Genomic DNA, 16,256 nt, shown 5'->3' with positions numbered 1-16,256 from the left:
TAGGTGCGCCCGCCGGTACCGCGCTGGGGATCGGCTCGTGGAACACCCGCATGGGCCGTACAGTGGGACGGTGACCACGTTGGACAATAATTCGGAGCAGCCCGGTATCGGACCTTTCGGGGTCGTGCGTGACGGTGCGGACCAGGAGACCGTCACGGTGCTCATCGCCGCGTTCGAGGGCTGGAACGACGCCGGCGACGCCGCCACGGACACCCTCAAGCTCATCCGCGAGCAGCTCAACGCGAAGGACGTGTTCGAGGTCGCCTCGGACGACTACTACGACTACCAGTACTCCCGTCCCGTGATCCGCCGGCCCCTGACCGGGGAGCAGAAACTGCACTGGCCCACCACGCGGTTGTCCAAGGCGTCGGTGCCCGGGACCAACCTGGACGTCGTGCTGCTGCACGGCTGGGAGCCGTCCTACCGGTGGCGCGCGTTCACCGCCGAACTGCTCGAGCAGGCCGCGGCCCTGGACGTGGACTTCGTGATCATGCTCGGCTCGCTGCTCGCGGACGTCCCCCACACCCGCCCGATCCCCGTGACCCTGACCTCGGACACCGAGGAGCTGCGCGAGGAACTGGACATCGATGCCCCCCAGTACGAGGGACCCACCGGGATCGTGGGGGTGCTCTCCCACATGGCCGCGCTCGCGGGCTTCCCCACGCTGAGCATGTGGGCCGCCGTCCCGCACTACGTGGCGCAGTCGCCCTCCCCCAAGGCGCAGCTCGCGCTCGCGCGCCGCCTCGAGGACCTGCTGGGCATGGCCCTGCCGCTCGAACCCGTGGTCGAGGACGCCGAGGCGTGGGAACGCGGCGTGGACGAGCTCGCCTCCGAGGATCCGGAGGTCGCGGACTACGTGCGCCAGCTCGAGGAGGCCAAGGACACCGTGGACCTCCCGGAGGCCACCGGGGACGCGATCGCCCGCGAGTTCGAGCGTTACCTGCGCCGCCGCGACGACCGCGGCTGACCGCGCGGGTCCGTCGGAGGCGGGGCGCTCAGAGTTCGATGCCGAGCAACGCCTCGACCGTGGCGCGCGCCAGCGCGGCGTCCTCGGCCGACGCCCCCGCACCACGCGCGGCGGCACCGCCCAGGTTGCGCGCGGCCCACGCGTCCACCGCGATCAGTGCCGCGGGAGCGTTGAGGTCCTGACCGAGGGCCGCGCGAACGGCCTCGAGCAGGGAGTCCGCCCCGGCCGTTTCAGGTTTGACGGCGGCCTCACGCCACGTGGCGAGGCGACGCTTCGCCTGCTCGAGCAGGTCGTCCGTCCAGAACCAGTCCGTACGGTAGTGGTTGGCGAGGATCGCCAGACGGATCGCGGCGGGATCCACTCCCTCCCGGCGCAAGGTCGAGACGAGCACCAGGTTGCCCTTGGACTTGGACATCTTCTCGCCGTCCAGCCCCACCATCGCGGTGTGGACGAAGTGCTCGGCCATGGGCTCACCGGACAGCGCGTACGAGTGGCCTGCGCCCATATCGTGGTGCGGGAACGCGAGGTCCGAGCCTCCGCCCTGCACGGTGAACGGCGCGGGCAGGTACTGCAGCGCGATGACGCTGCACTCGATGTGCCATCCGGGACGGCCCTCACCCAGTGACGCACCGTCCCAGAACGGTTCGCCCTCGCGCTTGACGCGCCACAACAGCGGGTCCAGCGGATCACGCTTGCCCGTGCGCTCGGGGTCGCCGCCGTGATCCGCGAAGAGGGGCAGCATGCGCTCCCGGTCCAGGCGACACGTGGAGCCGATCACCCATGCGTCGGGATCGCCGGCGCGCAACCGCCCGGCGGCATCGACGTCGAAGTAGACGTCCCCCGCGGGCTCCGAGCGCCCGTCCTGACCGGTGCCCTCCGGGACGCGGTACGCGAGCCCGCGTTCCACGAGGCGTTCGACGGCGGGCACGATCCACTCGACGGCCTCGGTGGCCCCCACGTAGTGATCGGGGGCCAGCACGTTCAGGGCCGCCATGTCGGTACGGAACAACTCCGTCTGTTCCTCGGCGAGCTCGCGCCAGTCCACGCCGGTGTCGTTCGCCCGCTCGAGCAGGGGGTCGTCCACGTCGGTGACGTTCTGGACGTAGTCCACGGGGAAGCCGGCGTCCCGCCACACCCGGTTGAGCAGGTCGAAGTTCACGTACGTCGCGGCGTGGCCCATGTGCGTGGCGTCGTACGGGGTGATCCCGCACACGTACAGTCCCGCCCGGCCCTCACGCGGTTCCAGCCGTTCGAGCTCCCCCGTGCTTGTGTCGTGCACGAGGGGTGCGGGCGAGGTCCCGGGCAGTTGCGGAACCGGACGGCTGGACCAACGCTTCATGTTCACCTTCGCTTGGACGATTCTTGGACTCCCCCGAACGCAACGGGCGCACCGGGGCCGCTATTCCCTGGTGACCGCGAACGCGCACGTCACGGGTCGAGGGCGGTGCTGATCAGGCGCTGATGAGCCCCGCTCCGAGCATCACGAACAGCGCGGCACCCAACAGGATGCGGTACCACACGAACAGGTTGTAACTGCGTTCCGAGATGTAGTGCATGAACCACCCGATGATCAGATAACCCACGCCGAACGCGATCAAGGTTGCCACCGCGGTCTGACCCAGGGAGTAGACCCCACCGGGTTCGGCGCCGCTGACCGCCTTGTACAGCTGGTACAGGCCGGAGGCGAACACCGCGGGAATGGCCAGCAGGAACGCGTAGCGTGCCGCGGCCGCGCGGGTGTAGCCCATGAGCAGACCCGCGGTGATCGTGCCACCCGAGCGGGAGACACCGGGCACCAGTGCCAGCGCCTGGGCGAAACCGAAGCCCACGGCGTGCTTGACGGTCAGGTCCTCCAGGTGACGTTCCTGCTTGCCCATGTAGTCCGCGATCGCCAGGAACAGACCGAAGACGATCAGCATGGTCGCGGTGATCCACAGCGAGCGGAACTGGGTCTCGATGTAGTCCTGCAGCAACAGACCGAGCACGGCGATGGGCAGTGAACCCAGGATGATGAACCACCCCATGCGGGCGTCCGGGTCCTTGCGGTCCACGCGGCCGCTCAACGACAGCGCCCACTTCGTGATGATGCGCACGATGTCCCGCCAGAAGAAGATGATCACGGCGGTCTCGGTGCCCAGCTGGGTGATCGCGGTGAAGGTGGCCCCGGGGTCCGCCCCGTTGGGCAGGAACTCGCCCACGATCCGCAAATGGGCGGAGGAGGACACCGGCAGGAATTCGGTCAGCCCCTGTACGAGGCCCAGGATTATCGCTTCGATCCAGTTCACGCGACAACTGTACGGCACCCCCTCTGAGGTGCTTCCCGGCCCGCCCTGGGAAGCCGCTGGACACGCACGAAGGCCCCCGCCCGCGGCGGAGGCCTTCGCAGCTCACGTGATCCGATCCCCCGGGTCAGCGCCGGGAACGGGGTCCGTTCGAGGAATCACGGTCCTCGTTCTCGTCGTCGTCATCGTCGTAGTCGTTCTCGTCGACGAGATCCTCGTCCATCATCTCGTTGTCCTCGAGAAGATCGTCGTCGTCATCGTCATCGTCATCCTCGTCGTCGTAGTCGAGGTCGTCGTCGGAGTCGTCCTCCTCGGCGAAGACGGTGAGCGGGGTGACCTCGTCGTAGGCGTCGTAGAGGGCTTCCTCGTAGGCTTCGAAGGTGTTGGCGATGGCCAGGTAGGCTCCGTCCACCGTGGGATCGTCGTCCGAACGGCGGTTCGCCGCGGCGGCGAGGTGTTCTTCGAGGGCGTTGACGAGCGCTTGCAGCGCGGCGCGGGGATCGGTGCTCATGGTGTAGACGTTAGCCGTTATCGGAGCAGAATGGGAGCAATGAAAGAACAACGTCTGAAGCACAGTTCGGTATCCGGTCACCCCACCATGACCGGGCGCGACGACCGGTACGAGTACCTCTCGCTCACGGTGGCGCCGCGGGAGAAACCCGCCGAGGCACGCAGCCGGGTGCGGGAACACACCGAGTACGGCAAGTGGGAACTCATGCGCTCGGCGGTGCTCTACGGGGGCCAACGCCGCTATGTACTGCGCCGGCGGATCATGCGGGTGGACCGCACGTTCTGAGCCTGGGATCCGCTCAGGACGAGACGGGTCCCAGCAGGGATTTCGCCGTGGCCGCGTGAACGGATTCCTCGTCCGAGGGGTGGTACATCCCCGCCAGCACGTCCCGGTAGAGCCGCTCGAGCTCGGAACCGCGCCGGTACTGCGCTCCCCCGGACGCCCGCAGCGCCAGGTCCACCACGGCGCGCGCGGCTTCCGTGGCCCGGTGCTTGACCCCGGAGAACAGGATGAACCACCGCGGCCCGTGCGCCGGCTCCCGGTCCGAGCCCAGGGCGTCCACGTCCGCGCACAACTGCCGCAGTTGCAGTTCCACCCCGTCCCGTAGCACACCGGCCCCGGCTATGTGCCGACGGATGTCCGGGTCGTCCGAGTACGGGGCGTCCTTGGCCAGGGATCGCCTCGTGGTCGTGATCTCCACGGCCACGTCGATCGCGCGGTCGGCGATCCCCGTGTACACCGCCGCGAGCAACAGTTCGAAGCACCCGAAGATCCCCCACACCACGGGGTCCGGGTTGGGCGCGGCAGAGGTCCTGGTGAGCACGTCCTCGGTGCGCAGCAGCGCACCGTCCAGCACCGTGGTGCACGACTGCGAGGCACGCATCCCGAGCGCGTCCCAGTCCTCGCGCACCGTGACCCCCTCCGCCGGGGACCCGTGGTCCTCCCGAGTGAGGAACCCGAAGACGAGAGGTGCGGCGTCGTCGTCCCCGGAGACCCGGGCGTGGACGAGCAGGCGCGTCCAGCGCGGGGACAGGGACGTGAAGATCTTGGTGCCGTGCAGGCGCCAGCCCTCGGCCACGGGCTCGGCGCTCGTGGTCGCGTCGAAGAGGACGGAATCGTTGCCCGCCTCGGAGATCCCGAACGCGAAGACCTCCCCGGCCACGGCGTCGAGGAAGATCCGCTGCGCGCGATCGTCCCCGCGCAGGTGGAGGGTGTGGCCGATCCCCACGATCACGTGGTGCATGTTGATCCCCAGCGCGGTGGCCGGTGCGGCCGTGGCGAGGCGGCGCTGCGCCTGCGCGGCCTGCTCGAGCGTGAAGCCCAGCCCGCCGAACTCGCGCGGGACGAGCATCCGCAGGTAGCCGATCTCGCGCAGCGCATCGAAGTCCTCGGCGAAGAACGCATTGTCGCGGTCGGTCGCGGCGGCGCGATCCCTGATCTCGGCGAGCAGCTCGTCGGATAGCAGTTCGGTCACGGCGGTCATGGGGGCTCCTTCGGTGGTCGGGCCGGTGGAATGGGGCGGAACGCAGGACGGGTCGGCGTCGCGCGGGTCCGGTCGCGGGGGGCATGCACGAGGTCGCTACGACTTGGCAGTACGACGCGGGGCCGACGTCGTTCGGGCCGGCGAGCGCGGGGGGCTCAGTACGTGCGCAGCAAGCGGTCCAGCACACGCGAACCGAACTCGAGCGAGGTCACGGGCACGCGCTCGTCCACGCCGTGGAACATGCCCGTGAAGTCCAGTTCCGGGGGCAGCTGCAGCGGGACGAATCCGTAGCCGGTGATCCCGAGCGTGGCCAGGGACTTGTTGTCGGTGCCCGCGCCGAGCATGTAGGGCAGCACCACGGCGTCGGGGTCCTCGGCCTGCAGCGCGTCCACCATGGCGTCCACCACGTTGCCCGAGAACGGGACCTCCAGCCCGATGTCCTCGAACTCGGCCTCGAAGCGCACCTTGTCACCCGCGAGCTCCTGGAGCTTCTCCATCACCAGATCACGCTGATCCGGCAGGAACCGCACGTCCACGGTGCCCTGCGCGGTCCCGGGGATCACGTTCGTCTTGTACCCGCCGTCGAGCATCGTGGGGTTCGAGGTGTTCTGCAGGGTCGCCCCCACGAACCGGGCCACATCCCCCAGTTCGCGCAACAGCCGCTGCGGGTTCTCCGGATCGAACTCCACGCCGGTCAGCTCGGTGACCTCGTCCAGGAACGCGCGGGTGGTCTTGGTCAGTTCCACGGGCCACGTGTACTGCCCGATGTTCGCCATGGCGCGGGACAGGTGCGTCACGGCGTTGTCCTCGTGCAGCCCGGAGCCGTGCCCGGCCTGGCCCTGTGCGATGAGCTTCAACCACAGCAGGCCCTTCTCCGCGGTCTGCAGCAGGTAGGCCCGCTTGCCGCCGATGTTCGCGGAGAACCCGCCCACCTCGCTCAGTGCGTCCGTGACACCGTCGAAGACCTCGGGATGTTCGCTCACCATCCACTTGGAGCCGTAGCGCATCCCGGCTTCCTCGTCCGCGAAGAACCCGAAGACGATGTCCCGCTCGGGCACGGTTCCCGTGCGGCGCATGTGGCGCAGCACCGAGAGCATCATGGCGTCCATGTCCTTCATGTCCACCGCGCCGCGGCCCCAGATCATCCCGTCCCGCACCTCCCCTGCGAACGGGTCCAAGGACCAGTCCTGCGCCGCGGCGGGGACCACGTCCAGGTGGCCGTGCACGAGCAGCGCGTCCGCGCTCGGGTCCTTGCCCTCGATACGGGTGAACACGTTCGCGCGGCCCGGGGCGGACTCGAAGTAGTGGGCCTCGAGGCCCACCTCGTGGATCAGCTCGGCCACGTACTCAGCCGCCGCACGCTCGCCCTTGGCCTCGCCACTCGCGTAATTGCTCGTGTCGAAGCGGATCAACTCGCGGCAGATCCGGGCGGTCTCGCCCTCCGGTGTGGAATCGGTCTGGGGGTTCTCGGTCATGGTGCTCGCTCTCCTCACTAACGCCGGACGGTGGCCTCCGGGCTCCGGTCCCCGCGTGGGACGACGACGCCGCTCGCGCCCACCGCGGTGCCGTGGGCCGGGGCTCGGACGGGCCTGCCCCTCCACCGTAGTACGCCCGTGGAAACCGGGGTCTTCTCGGTTACCCTGAGGGGCAAGAACTACCGTGTGCACCGATGACCCATGGGAGGCCATGATGACTGGAACCATCACGCTGATCGCGCGGACGGAGCTGACCCCCCGGGAGCTCACGGCCACGAGCCGTTCCGTGACGGACGAGGACACCGCCGCGCTCGCCCGGTTACTCCGGGAGGCCTACGGGTCCGGGACCGTGGGCACGCAGGAGGACGCGGAGACCACGGTCCGAGACGCCTTCCGGGGTGAGTTCGGCCCGTTCCTGCAGGAACAGTCGCAGGTGATCGAGGACGAGGACGGCAACCCCGTGGCCGCGGCCATCGTGCTCGAGCGCCGCGATGACCCGCACCTGCCGGACGTGCCGTACCTGTTCGAACTTTTCACGGCGTCCTCGCACCGCCGCCGCGGCTTGGCGGAGCAGCTCGTGCGCCAGGTCATGACGTCCCTGCACGAGAACGGCTATCACGAGGTGTGCGTGCGGATCCCGGAGGACAACTCCGCGGCGCTCGCGCTCTACCTCACGCTCGACTTCAACCGCTGGATCCCGGAGCAGGACGAACTCTGACGGTGCTGCGGCTGTTCGGGACGCAGCTGCCCGGAACCGAGCCGTCCAAGACCGACCCGCCCAGAACCGAACCGTTCTGAACCGGATGCAAGAGACCCGGATCGCCTGAGGCGACCCGGGTCTCCTGCTGCGGATGGATGCACTGCATGTCGTGGAACGAATCGGCGTCCGCCGAGCGCACCGGCGCCCCTCCGTGACGCGCCCGCGCCGTCGTTCGACAGCGAGGGGCGAACCCGTCAGCGTGGCAGCAACCCGTCAGCGCAGCGTGAGCTCGTCGCTGCGCGGCGGGACCTGGGATGCGTCCGTGCGCGTGGCCCAACGCACCGTGATGTCCAGGACCCGCAGGTTCTCGGGATCGTTCGTATCGGTCGCCCCCGGGTGCTGTGCCGCGAGCGTCTGACCGGCCGGAGCGGCGTCGGCCCCTTCGAGGACCCTGGCCTCTCCCTCGAGCTGCACCTCGTGCGTGCCGTCGCGCATCACGACCATGGACACGCGCGGGTCGGACGTGATGTTGGAGAACTTCCGGGACTTGGTGTTGGTCCCGAAGACGATGTGTCCGTCGTCCGTGGCAGCCACGTGGACGTACGCTGATTCGGGATATCCCGTGCCGCTGTTGCTCGCGAGCACGCCGGCTCCGGCGGAGCGGACGAAGTCGATCAGCCAGCGCGTGTCATCGGTCAGGGTGTTGCCCAGTTCAACCATGTCTACCCCCGGTTATCGTCGGTGTGGGTGCATCGGTGCACCGTCTCCACCATAGGCAGAGGGCCGAGGTCTTGCGGTGCGGCGGGCCGCACCGAGGACATTCACCGGGGTTGTGACACGCCCCCGGCTGCGGCTACAGCAAGGTCTGCAGGGGTTCCACGAGGTACTCCCCCTGGGACTTCACCGACCCCACGTCCGTGCTCACGGCATGCATGCGCCACTGCGCGGCGACCTCCAACGCGCCGGCCACCGCGCGGTCCACGAGTTCCGGGGCGTGGTCCTTGTCCGGGGTGATCCATTCGCGCGCGAACGCTTCGGTCATGCCCATGGGCAACCGGTTGTGCAGGGCTCCCAGCGCGGCGAGGTGCGAGTTCTCGTCGTGCGCGTCCGGGGCCTCGCGCGTGAGGATCGAACACGAGAGCAACCACCGGCCCGCGTCGTCCTGCGCGTTCTTGCCCGGCCGGGTCTGCTCGGCGCGCGCGAGGTCCGCGGCGTCGTCGGGAACGTGCCACCACTCGTAGATCCCGGCGAACCAGATCGGGGAACCGTCCTCGGGGTGCACGAAGTACGGTTGCTTCTTCCCGCGCCCGGACTCCGGGGCCTTCCACTCGTAATAGCCGTCCGCGGGGATCGCGCAGCGCCGGGCTTTGACCGCGGCCCGGAAGGACGGTTTCTCGGTCACAGTCTCCGAGCGGGCGTTGAACATCTTGGACCCGATCGACAGCTCCTTGGCCCACGAGGGCACGAGGCCCCAGCGCGCGGCGTGGATCTCCGGGAGCAGCTGACCGTCCGGTGAGAGCCGCTCGAGCATGATCGGGACCGTGTGCGTGGGAGCCACGTTCCAGTTGGGTTCCACGCCCCCGGCAATCGAGTCGTCGACCTGCGCGTCGAAGGGCAGTGCGAGCTGGCCCGGGGTCCGGGCGATCACATAACGACCGCACATGGTGTTCTCCTCCCGTGACGGGTTGTCGGTCCTACCGCGATCCGCTCACGGGGCCGTACCCCATGTAGGACGAGTACCGGTCGTACACGCTCATGAGCGCGGCCTCGACCTCGGCGACCGTGGTGCCCGGTCGGACGTCCGCGACGCACCCGGCGGTGGCCGGTTCCCACGACACACCCAGGCACGAATACACGTCCTCCAGGACGCTGCGCAACGGCTCGGCTACCTCGATCACGAGCACCGTGGAGAAGTACCACGCCCCGGCCACGACACGCTGCGCGGTACCGGCGAGTTTGACCGGTTGGTTCGGATCCGCCGCTGTCCCCGGTGCGTGCACGCTGTACTCCCCCGCGCAGTACTCCCCGGGGATCTCTCCCACCTGGGCCGGGATCTCGAGTTCCTCGAGTGCTGCGACCACCATGTCCCCGAACAGGCGGTACCGGTCCTGGATACCCGTCTTAGGATCCGGATCCGGTTCCACGTGATCGATGACCAAGCAACCCCCGTGGTACGCGGCCGCACGGCCACCCACGCGGCGCACGAGCGGGGTGAACGCGGCGTCGAGCGCGGCCTGACGGGCCCGGGGGAACCCGGGGTTGAGTTCGTCGCGGCGACCGAAGGCCACCGTGGGCCGCGGTTGGTACACGCGCAACACGGGTTCGGTGGCGCCACCGCGCGCGGCGTCGAGGATGGACAGGGCGCGGCGGTAGTCCTGTTCGGCGCCCAGGGACTCGCGCTGGCGTATGAGTTTCATGCTGGCGCCAACTCTAGTGCAGCGGGGCCCGCTCGGAACCCGGACGCGGCGGCACGGGCGGGTCCGTTCCCCGCAACTCCTCGCTCACCCGGCCGGACGTGGCGCGCGCTAAGTCGACGACGTGTGGAGCATCACGCCGCGGAGGTGGTCAACCGCGCGGCCGGACGGGGCGGGGCGGTGAGCGCAGTGGCCATGCGGCTCTCCTCGGCCGCGGTGACCGGACCGTGAGCGGCGGCGGCTACCATCGCGGTCTTGAGCACGTGGTGGTTCGCGAGCAGATCCGTGGAGTTGCCCAAGGAACGCAGCACTCGCCACGACATGGTCACACCGCCGCGTGAGACGTAGCGATTGACGTAGCGCACCGCGGCGTTCCACCGTTTGCGCTGGTCACGGGTGAGTTCCGCGCCCTCTTCCTGTTCCTGCAGCCACGCACGAGCACCCACGAACACGCGGGACACCAGTTCACGTTCGAACGGTTCCACCGTGCCGGCACCGCGCATGAGCTGGTTGAGCGTGCCCAGCTCGGCGACCGAGAGCACTGATTTGACGGACGATTTTGCGCGCATCACGTTCAAGCCCCCCTACGAAGATCTCCCGTGGCGACTGCATGACTGTGCAGTTCTTCACGGTTGTCGATCGTGCCCCCACCAACCCGGCGTTCCCCCCGGAACGCCTGAGGGTTGGCGGGAAACCTCTCCCCTTGCGGCTCCAGCCTAGGAACAGCGGCCACGTGATGACAGCCGCACATTGGGGGACGCACCCGCGCGCCACCCGCTCTTCATTCCATGGCCTTGTTTCCCGCACACTCCCACCCAACCCGCCCCCGGGCCCGCATACACCGTGCGGATCCGGGCCTCGGAACGCTCTCCGGGAGGGCGGGCGCTCAGTGACTCAGAAGTCCCAGTCCTCGTCCTCCGTGTTCACGGCCTTGCCGATCACGTAGGAGGAGCCGGAACCGGAGAAGAAGTCGTGGTTCTCATCCGCGTTCGGGGACAGCGAGGAGAGGATGGCCGGGGACACGTCCGTCATTTCCCGCGGGAACAGGGCCTCGTAGCCCAGATTGTTCAGTGCCTTGTTGGCGTTGTAGTGCAGGAACTTCTTGACGTCCTCGGTCCAGCCGACCGAGTCGTAGAGCGCCTCGGCGTAGGCCACCTCGTTGTCGTAGAGCTCGTCCAGCAGCTCGTACGTGTACGCCTTGAGCTCCTCCTGACGCTCCGGGGTCTCCTGCAGCAGACCACGCTGGTACTTGTAGCCGATGTAATACCCGTGCACGGCCTCGTCGCGAATGATCAACCGGATCAGGTCCGCGGTGTTGGTCAGCTTGGCGTGCGAGGAGAAGTACATGGGCAGGTAGAACCCGGAGTAGAACAGGAAGGACTCCAGCAAGGTGGAGGCCACCTTCTTTTTCAGCGGGTCGTCACCCTTGTAGTACGTCAGCACGATGTCGGCCTTGCGCTGCAGGTGCTCGTTCTCGCGCGACCAGCGGAACGCCTCGTCGATCTGCTTCATGGACGACAGCGTGGAGAAGATAGACGAATAGGACTTCGCATGCACGGATTCCATGAACGCGATGTTCGTGTACACGGCTTCCTCGTGCAGGGTCTTGGCGTCCGGGATCAAGGAGACCGCGCCCACGGTGCCCTGGATGGTGTCCAGCAGGGTCAGGCCCGTGAACACCTTCATGGTGAGGTCCTGCTCCTCGGCCGTGAGCGTCTTCCACGACTGGACGTCGTTGGACAGCGGGACCTTCTCGGGGAGCCAGAAATTGGACGTCAGACGGTCCCAGACTTCGGTGTCCTTCTCGTCCTGGACGCGATTCCAGTTGATGGCCTCCGCCGGGTGGCGGAGCAGTTCGACCTTCTCGGTGGTCATGGCGCGCACTGGCTCCTTCGTGGATGGGGGTTCCCGCCCCGCTGGATGACGCCGACGGCGCTCGGCGGGCGAGCGCTGCACACCGGTTCTCGCGGGGTCGGCTGGCGCGCGGGACGACTTCCCAGGGTACTCCACTTCAGGCGGGAACGAACGGGGCCCGATTCCTTCCACCCCGGACCCATCGCGTCATGTTCCCTCAGGGTGAACCCCGTGTCGGGGTCCTTCCGTATGTGACGGAAGCCGTGCAGGATAAACGTACCGACCCGACACCGGGCTGGTTCACCTACCGGAAGGACACAGATCATGCCGGATCTCGGAGGACTCGCGGACAAGGCCAAGGACGCCGCCGGAAACCACCAGGACAAGGTCGACCAGGGCATCGACAAGGCGGGTGACGCCGTGGACGAGAAGACCGGTCACAAATTCGAGGGCCAGATCGATCAAGGCCAGGACGCCGCGCGCGATCGGCTCAGCGGCAACGAGTGATCTGTACCGCCGCGTGAGAACGGGGTCCCTTCCGATCGGAAGGGACCCCGTTCTCACGTCGGCTCGAGGGTGCGCCCCACGGGCTCGAGGGCTCCTCTCAAGGACCGGTCACCCGCGCGGTGGCGACGCCGCGGCGTCGCCACCGCTCTCGCGGGTCTCAGGCCTCGTCCGCCTCCCGGGCGAGTGCCGTGAGGCGGGAGACCGCCCGGTAGTACTTCTTCTGGTAGCCGCCGGCCATCATCTCCTCCGTGAAGACGCGGTCGAACGGCACGCCCGTGGAGAGGATGGGCAGGTCCCGGTCGTACAACCGGTCCGCGAGCACCACGAACCGCAGCGCCACCGCTTGCTGGTCGATCGTGCGCACCCCGCGCCACGCGATCGCGTCCAGGCCCTCGATCAGCGCACGGTAGCGCGAGGGGTGCACGCGGGAAAGGTGTTCCACGAGCGCGTCGAAGTCGTCGATCGCCACACGCCGACCCGCGAAGTGCTGTTCGACGGCGGCGTCGAGCGCGGCGTCGTCGGGCAGGGGCGACGGCGCGTTCGGCAGTCCGCGGTGACGGTAGTCCTCGCCGTCGATGCGCACGACCTCGAACTGGGAGGACAGCACCTGGATCTCACGCTGGAAGTCCTGCGCCGCGAACCGGCCTTCGCCCAGTGAACCGGGCAAGGTATTGGACGTGGCCGCGAGCTTGACGCCCGCGTCCGCGAGTTCGCGCATGAGCCGGGACATCAGCACGGTGTCCCCGGGGTCGTCGAGCTCGAACTCGTCGATGCACACGAGGGTGTATTCCTTCAGGGCGTCCACGGTGCGGCGGAACGTCAGCGCACCCACCAGGTTGGTGTACTCCACGAACGTGCCGAACGCCTTGGGCCCGGGCACGGCGTGCCACAGGGACGCGAGCAGGTGGGTCTTGCCCACGCCGAACCCGCCGTCCAGGTAGATCCCCTGCGCCGCGCCGGAACTCTTCTGCCCGCCGAAGAGTTTGGAGAAGAACCCGCCACCGGAGACGCCGCCCCCGGACGCGCCCGCCGCGAAGGTCTTGAGCTTCTCGACCGCCTGTGCCTGCGAGGGCTGGGACGGATCCGGGCGGTACGTGTCGAACGACACCTCCCCGAAGCGTTCGGACGGGGTGAAACCGGCCAGCAGTTCATCGGCCGAGACGCGTGGATCGCGCTCCACGAGGTGTTCGATCTGAGTGCTCACGTGACAGGGCCTCCCGACCGGTTCCGGATCGCGCGCCGCGGCGGGCGCGCACCGGGACCGGTCCTGCGGTAAACGGACAGTACGTGGGACGCGCCGGGCGTCCCGTTCTCCCCCGATGCTACCGGTCAGCCCGTGGTGAACACGGCGACCGCGTATGACGGCACACGCGGGCCGGCATGCGCCGGGTGCGCGCGCACCACTACGCTGGAGAACGAGACGCGCACGGCACGTGCGTGCGCAGCGCCCACGACAGTACAAGGACAAGGAGAAGTCTCATGGCTGTAGAAGCAGAGCAGAACGACGCGTTCGCGCAGTACGCGCACCCGGAACGACTGGTGTCCACGCAGTGGGTGGCCGATCACGTCGGCACGCCCGGCATCGTCGTCGTCGAATCGGACGAGGACGTCCTGCTGTACGAGACCGGGCACATCCCCGGGGCCGTCAAGGTGGACTGGCACACGGACCTCAACGAACCGGACACCCGCGACTACGTGAACGGGGAGCAGTTCGCCGAGGTGATGTCCCGCAAGGGGATCTCCCGCGACGACACCGTGGTGATCTACGGCGACAAGTCCAACTGGTGGGCCGCCTACGCCCTGTGGGTCTTCACGCTGTTCGGTCACCGGGACGTTCGCCTGATGAACGGCGGGCGCGACAAGTGGATCGCCGAGGGCCGCGAACTGACCACGGACGCGACCCCCGTGACCCCCACCGAGTACCCCGTGGTGGAGCGGGACGACTCAGTGATCCGCGCGTACCGCGAGGACGTGCTGGCCGCGCTGGGCACCACTCCCCTGATCGACGTGCGCTCCCCCCAGGAGTACACGGGCGAGCGCACCCACATGCCCGACTACCCGCAGGAGGGCACGCTGCGCGGCGGACACATCCCCACCGCGGCGTCCGTGCCGTGGGCCCGGGCCGCCGCCGAGGACGGGACGTTCAAGTCCCGCGAGGACCTCGACGCCATCTACCGCGACGAGGTCGGGCTCGGGCAGGACGACGACGTGATCGCGTACTGCCGCATCGGCGAGCGTTCCTCGCACACGTGGTTCGTGCTGACCCACCTGCTCGGCTTCGACAACGTGCGCAACTACGACGGGTCCTGGACCGAGTGGGGCAACGCCGTGCGCGTGCCCGTGGCGCAGGGTGAGGAACGCGGCGAGGCCCCCGGGGCCGCGCGGTGAGCACCCAGGACCTGCCCGAACAGTTGCGGGAGCTGGTGACCGAGTTCCACGAGGTCCCCGAGCCCGACAAGCTGCAGTTGCTGCTCGAGTTCTCCCGTTCGCTGCCCGCGCTGCCCGCGCGGCTCGGCGAGCACCCGGAGGAACTCGAGCAGGTCACCGAGTGTCAGTCGCCGTTGTTCCTGACCGTGGAACTGGACGGGTCCGATGCGGACGCACCGGTCGCCCTGTTCTTCTCCGCGCCGGCGGAAGCGCCCACCACGCGCGGTTTCGCATCCATCCTGCACGAGGGGCTCAACGGCCTGCCGGCGTCCCAGGTGCTGGACGTACCCGACGACCTGCCGGAACGCTTCGGGCTGACCAAGCTGGTGTCCCCGCTGCGCATGCGCGGGATGTCCGCGATGCTCGGTCGGATCAAACGCCAGATCCACGCCCGGCTCGGCGAGTGAGCGCCGCGGGCAACCAGTCACGGATGGCCCGCTCGTAGCGTTTGCGGTCGATGTTCCATTCCTTGGTGTGCCGGGCCCCGGAGAACCCCACGAAGTCCACGTAGGGACTGCGATTGGCGAGTTCCACGGACCCGGCCACCGGGACCACCTCGTCGTCCGTGGAGTGAAGGATCAGGGTGGTCGTAGTGATGTCCTCCCAGCGGGAGAGCCAGTCCAGGGCATGCAGGTCCAGGGGCGCGGCCAGCCCGGTGATCCGCGGGCCCATCCGGTGGGAGATCAGGTCCGCCGCCATGCGACCCACGCGCCGCGGGATGCGGTGGATCCGGGTCTGGTGAGCCAGTAGCTCGTACCAGTCCACGACCGGTCCCGTGAGCACCAGCGCTCGGATGCGGTCGCGGTACTCGGTCAGTTCGGTCGTGCGCAACACAATGGCCCCGCCCATGGACCACCCGAACAGCACGATGTCCGACGCTCCGTGGTCCAGCGCATAGCCGATTCCCGCCTGGATGTCCTCCCATTCGGTGAACCCGAGCCCGTAGCGCTGATCCGGGGTGGAGGGTGCCTCCTGGTCGTTGCGGTAGGACAGGATGAGGGAGTGCAACCCCAGTTCGTGGGCCACCCTGGCCCCGCGGATGCATTCCGGGCGCTGGGCGCCGCGGCCGTGCACCATGACCGCCCACGTGCCGGTGTGGTGTGCGGTGGCCGTGTCCCCGTCCCCGGGGATGACCCACGCGGGCGCGGGCCCCAGCGGCGTCTCCACGTGGATCTTGCCGTAGGCCAACCCGGCGTCCGACGGTCGCGCGTACACGGTCCCGGTCCACCACCCGCGCTTGCCCACCGCGAGTTCCCCGCGGTACACGCGCTCCACGAGCCGCGTGACGGTGCCCCCGGTCTGGCGCACGATGAAGCCGATCCGCGCGAGGCCGCGACCGTCGTCGAACCGTAGGGCGTACGTCCCGGCGACCCGGGTGTCCGGGTTCGCGGGCAGCGTGATCAGTTCCTGTCCCGAGTTGGGGTCCTTCTCGAGCTTGAGCACCTGGACGTTGCCGGGCCGGGTGGACGGGGTGACCACGTGGCGCGCGACGAGCGCCGCCAGACCTCCCGACAACGCGAACGTCGCCGACGCCGCTCCGATACTCGCGGCGGCGCCCACCACCGCGCCGCGGCGCCACGAGCGCGCGTTCGAATCCTGCCCGGGGGTGATCAGGGTAGTCATGTCGTCATTCTGG

The 16,256-nt window shown here is 68.7% G+C and carries 18 protein-coding genes; 6 read left to right on the top strand and 12 right to left on the bottom strand.

The genetic code is table 11. The features are described from left to right. Positions 1-70: 70 nt before the first annotated feature. The gene (locus IE157_RS06085; RefSeq protein WP_064846984.1) at positions 71-967 is read left to right on the top strand and encodes a PAC2 family protein; all 897 of its coding nucleotides are present in this window, start codon (positions 71-73) and stop codon (positions 965-967) included. Between the two features lie 28 nt (positions 968-995). Here IE157_RS06085 and mshC read toward each other — a convergent pair whose 3' ends face one another. The 3 genes from mshC to IE157_RS06070 all read right to left on the bottom strand — a co-directional run bounded on the left by mshC (position 996) and on the right by IE157_RS06070 (position 3,760). Continuing rightward, positions 996-2,306 (bottom strand): cysteine--1-D-myo-inosityl 2-amino-2-deoxy-alpha-D-glucopyranoside ligase, encoded by a 1,311-nt coding sequence (mshC, locus tag IE157_RS06080; RefSeq protein WP_193519445.1) that lies wholly within the window; start codon positions 2,304-2,306, stop codon positions 996-998. 112 nt (positions 2,307-2,418) lie between these two features. Next, entirely contained in the window at positions 2,419-3,252 is an 834-nt protein-coding gene (locus IE157_RS06075; RefSeq protein ID WP_193519444.1) for an undecaprenyl-diphosphate phosphatase, read from the bottom strand. A 124-nt stretch (positions 3,253-3,376) separates the two neighbouring features. Beyond that, positions 3,377-3,760, bottom strand: a complete 384-nt coding sequence (locus IE157_RS06070; RefSeq protein ID WP_193519443.1) for a primosomal protein — start codon at positions 3,758-3,760, stop codon at positions 3,377-3,379. A gap of 87 nt (positions 3,761-3,847) precedes the next feature. Here IE157_RS06070 and IE157_RS06065 point away from each other — a divergent pair, with 87 nt between their 5' ends. Continuing rightward, positions 3,848-4,045 (top strand): DUF5703 family protein, encoded by a 198-nt coding sequence (locus IE157_RS06065; RefSeq protein WP_094067061.1) that lies wholly within the window; start codon positions 3,848-3,850, stop codon positions 4,043-4,045. 13 nt (positions 4,046-4,058) lie between these two features. Here the strand turns inward: IE157_RS06065 and IE157_RS06060 are convergent, their stop codons facing one another. Both IE157_RS06060 and IE157_RS06055 read right to left on the bottom strand, forming a co-directional pair. Beyond that, positions 4,059-5,243, bottom strand: coding sequence for an acyl-CoA dehydrogenase family protein (locus IE157_RS06060; protein ID WP_193519442.1), 1,185 nt, complete (start codon positions 5,241-5,243; stop codon positions 4,059-4,061). 155 nt (positions 5,244-5,398) lie between these two features. Beyond that, positions 5,399-6,718 carry a M20/M25/M40 family metallo-hydrolase gene (locus tag IE157_RS06055; RefSeq protein ID WP_098055511.1) on the bottom strand — a complete coding sequence of 440 codons (1,320 nt, stop codon included), beginning with the start codon at positions 6,716-6,718 and terminating at the stop codon, positions 5,399-5,401. A gap of 211 nt (positions 6,719-6,929) precedes the next feature. Here IE157_RS06055 and IE157_RS06050 point away from each other — a divergent pair, with 211 nt between their 5' ends. Continuing rightward, entirely contained in the window at positions 6,930-7,436 is a 507-nt protein-coding gene (locus IE157_RS06050) for a GNAT family N-acetyltransferase (RefSeq protein WP_231885618.1), read from the top strand. A 255-nt stretch (positions 7,437-7,691) separates the two neighbouring features. Here IE157_RS06050 and IE157_RS06045 read toward each other — a convergent pair whose 3' ends face one another. From IE157_RS06045 to nrdF, 5 genes are all read right to left on the bottom strand, one after another. Continuing rightward, positions 7,692-8,138: a pyridoxamine 5'-phosphate oxidase family protein gene (locus IE157_RS06045; RefSeq protein WP_098055514.1), complete on the bottom strand. Its 447-nt coding sequence runs from the start codon at positions 8,136-8,138 to the stop codon at positions 7,692-7,694. A gap of 133 nt (positions 8,139-8,271) precedes the next feature. Next, positions 8,272-9,081 carry an SOS response-associated peptidase gene (locus IE157_RS06040; RefSeq protein ID WP_193519441.1) on the bottom strand — a complete coding sequence of 270 codons (810 nt, stop codon included), beginning with the start codon at positions 9,079-9,081 and terminating at the stop codon, positions 8,272-8,274. A gap of 31 nt (positions 9,082-9,112) precedes the next feature. Next, a complete protein-coding gene (locus IE157_RS06035; protein WP_064846977.1) occupies positions 9,113-9,835 on the bottom strand; it encodes a lipoate--protein ligase family protein in 723 nt (240 codons plus the stop codon). A 131-nt stretch (positions 9,836-9,966) separates the two neighbouring features. After that, complete coding sequence (locus IE157_RS06030; RefSeq protein WP_193519440.1) at positions 9,967-10,374, bottom strand: hypothetical protein; 408 nt, start codon at positions 10,372-10,374, stop codon at positions 9,967-9,969. 352 nt (positions 10,375-10,726) lie between these two features. Beyond that, complete coding sequence (gene nrdF, locus IE157_RS06025) at positions 10,727-11,707, bottom strand: class 1b ribonucleoside-diphosphate reductase subunit beta (RefSeq protein WP_085105975.1); 981 nt, start codon at positions 11,705-11,707, stop codon at positions 10,727-10,729. Positions 11,708-12,010: 303 nt separating this feature from the next. Here nrdF and IE157_RS06020 point away from each other — a divergent pair, with 303 nt between their 5' ends. Next, a complete protein-coding gene (locus IE157_RS06020) occupies positions 12,011-12,193 on the top strand; it encodes an antitoxin (protein WP_193519439.1) in 183 nt (60 codons plus the stop codon). 157 nt (positions 12,194-12,350) lie between these two features. On the opposite strand, the gene zapE is transcribed toward IE157_RS06020, so the two are convergent. Further along, entirely contained in the window at positions 12,351-13,397 is a 1,047-nt protein-coding gene (zapE, locus tag IE157_RS06015) for a cell division protein ZapE (protein ID WP_193519438.1), read from the bottom strand. Between the two features lie 275 nt (positions 13,398-13,672). On the opposite strand from zapE, the gene IE157_RS06010 reads away from it, so the two are divergent. Together IE157_RS06010 and IE157_RS06005 are read left to right on the top strand one after the other, a co-directional pair. Continuing rightward, entirely contained in the window at positions 13,673-14,581 is a 909-nt protein-coding gene (locus IE157_RS06010; RefSeq protein ID WP_193519437.1) for a sulfurtransferase, read from the top strand. Further along, positions 14,578-15,027 (top strand): SufE family protein, encoded by a 450-nt coding sequence (locus IE157_RS06005; RefSeq protein WP_131333042.1) that lies wholly within the window; start codon positions 14,578-14,580, stop codon positions 15,025-15,027. Before IE157_RS06010 ends, IE157_RS06005 begins: the two co-directional genes overlap by 4 nt. On the opposite strand, the gene IE157_RS06000 is transcribed toward IE157_RS06005, so the two are convergent. After that, positions 14,993-16,243: an alpha/beta hydrolase family protein gene (locus IE157_RS06000; protein ID WP_193519436.1), complete on the bottom strand. Its 1,251-nt coding sequence runs from the start codon at positions 16,241-16,243 to the stop codon at positions 14,993-14,995. The genes IE157_RS06005 and IE157_RS06000 overlap by 35 nt on opposite strands. Positions 16,244-16,256: the final 13 nt, after the last annotated feature.

It is taken from the genome of Kocuria marina, assembly GCA_014652975.1.
In the GTDB taxonomy this organism is placed as follows: domain Bacteria; phylum Actinomycetota; class Actinomycetes; order Actinomycetales; family Micrococcaceae; genus Kocuria; species Kocuria marina.
The sequence above is the reverse complement of the archived record's forward strand: the minus strand, read 5'-3'. Positions and strand labels throughout refer to the sequence as shown.

Bases quoted from the DNA above. Each gene is read 5' to 3' on its own strand.
- mshC (WP_193519445.1), bottom strand. From the start codon at position 2,306: ATGAAGCGTTGGTCCAGCCGTCCGGTTCCGCAACTGCCCGGGACCTCG.
- IE157_RS06070 (WP_193519443.1), bottom strand. From the start codon at position 3,760: ATGAGCACCGATCCCCGCGCCGCGCTGCAAGCGCTCGTCAACGCCCTC.
- IE157_RS06065 (WP_094067061.1), top strand. From the start codon at position 3,848: ATGACCGGGCGCGACGACCGGTACGAGTACCTCTCGCTCACGGTGGCG.
- IE157_RS06060 (WP_193519442.1), bottom strand. From the start codon at position 5,243: ATGACCGCCGTGACCGAACTGCTATCCGACGAGCTGCTCGCCGAGATC.
- IE157_RS06055 (WP_098055511.1), bottom strand. From the start codon at position 6,718: ATGACCGAGAACCCCCAGACCGATTCCACACCGGAGGGCGAGACCGCC.
- IE157_RS06050 (WP_231885618.1), top strand. From the start codon at position 6,930: ATGATGACTGGAACCATCACGCTGATCGCGCGGACGGAGCTGACCCCC.
- IE157_RS06045 (WP_098055514.1), bottom strand. From the start codon at position 8,138: ATGGTTGAACTGGGCAACACCCTGACCGATGACACGCGCTGGCTGATC.
- IE157_RS06040 (WP_193519441.1), bottom strand. From the start codon at position 9,081: ATGTGCGGTCGTTATGTGATCGCCCGGACCCCGGGCCAGCTCGCACTG.
- IE157_RS06035 (WP_064846977.1), bottom strand. From the start codon at position 9,835: ATGAAACTCATACGCCAGCGCGAGTCCCTGGGCGCCGAACAGGACTAC.
- nrdF (WP_085105975.1), bottom strand. From the start codon at position 11,707: ATGACCACCGAGAAGGTCGAACTGCTCCGCCACCCGGCGGAGGCCATC.
- IE157_RS06020 (WP_193519439.1), top strand. From the start codon at position 12,011: ATGCCGGATCTCGGAGGACTCGCGGACAAGGCCAAGGACGCCGCCGGA.
- IE157_RS06010 (WP_193519437.1), top strand. From the start codon at position 13,673: ATGGCTGTAGAAGCAGAGCAGAACGACGCGTTCGCGCAGTACGCGCAC.
- IE157_RS06000 (WP_193519436.1), bottom strand. From the start codon at position 16,243: ATGACTACCCTGATCACCCCCGGGCAGGATTCGAACGCGCGCTCGTGG.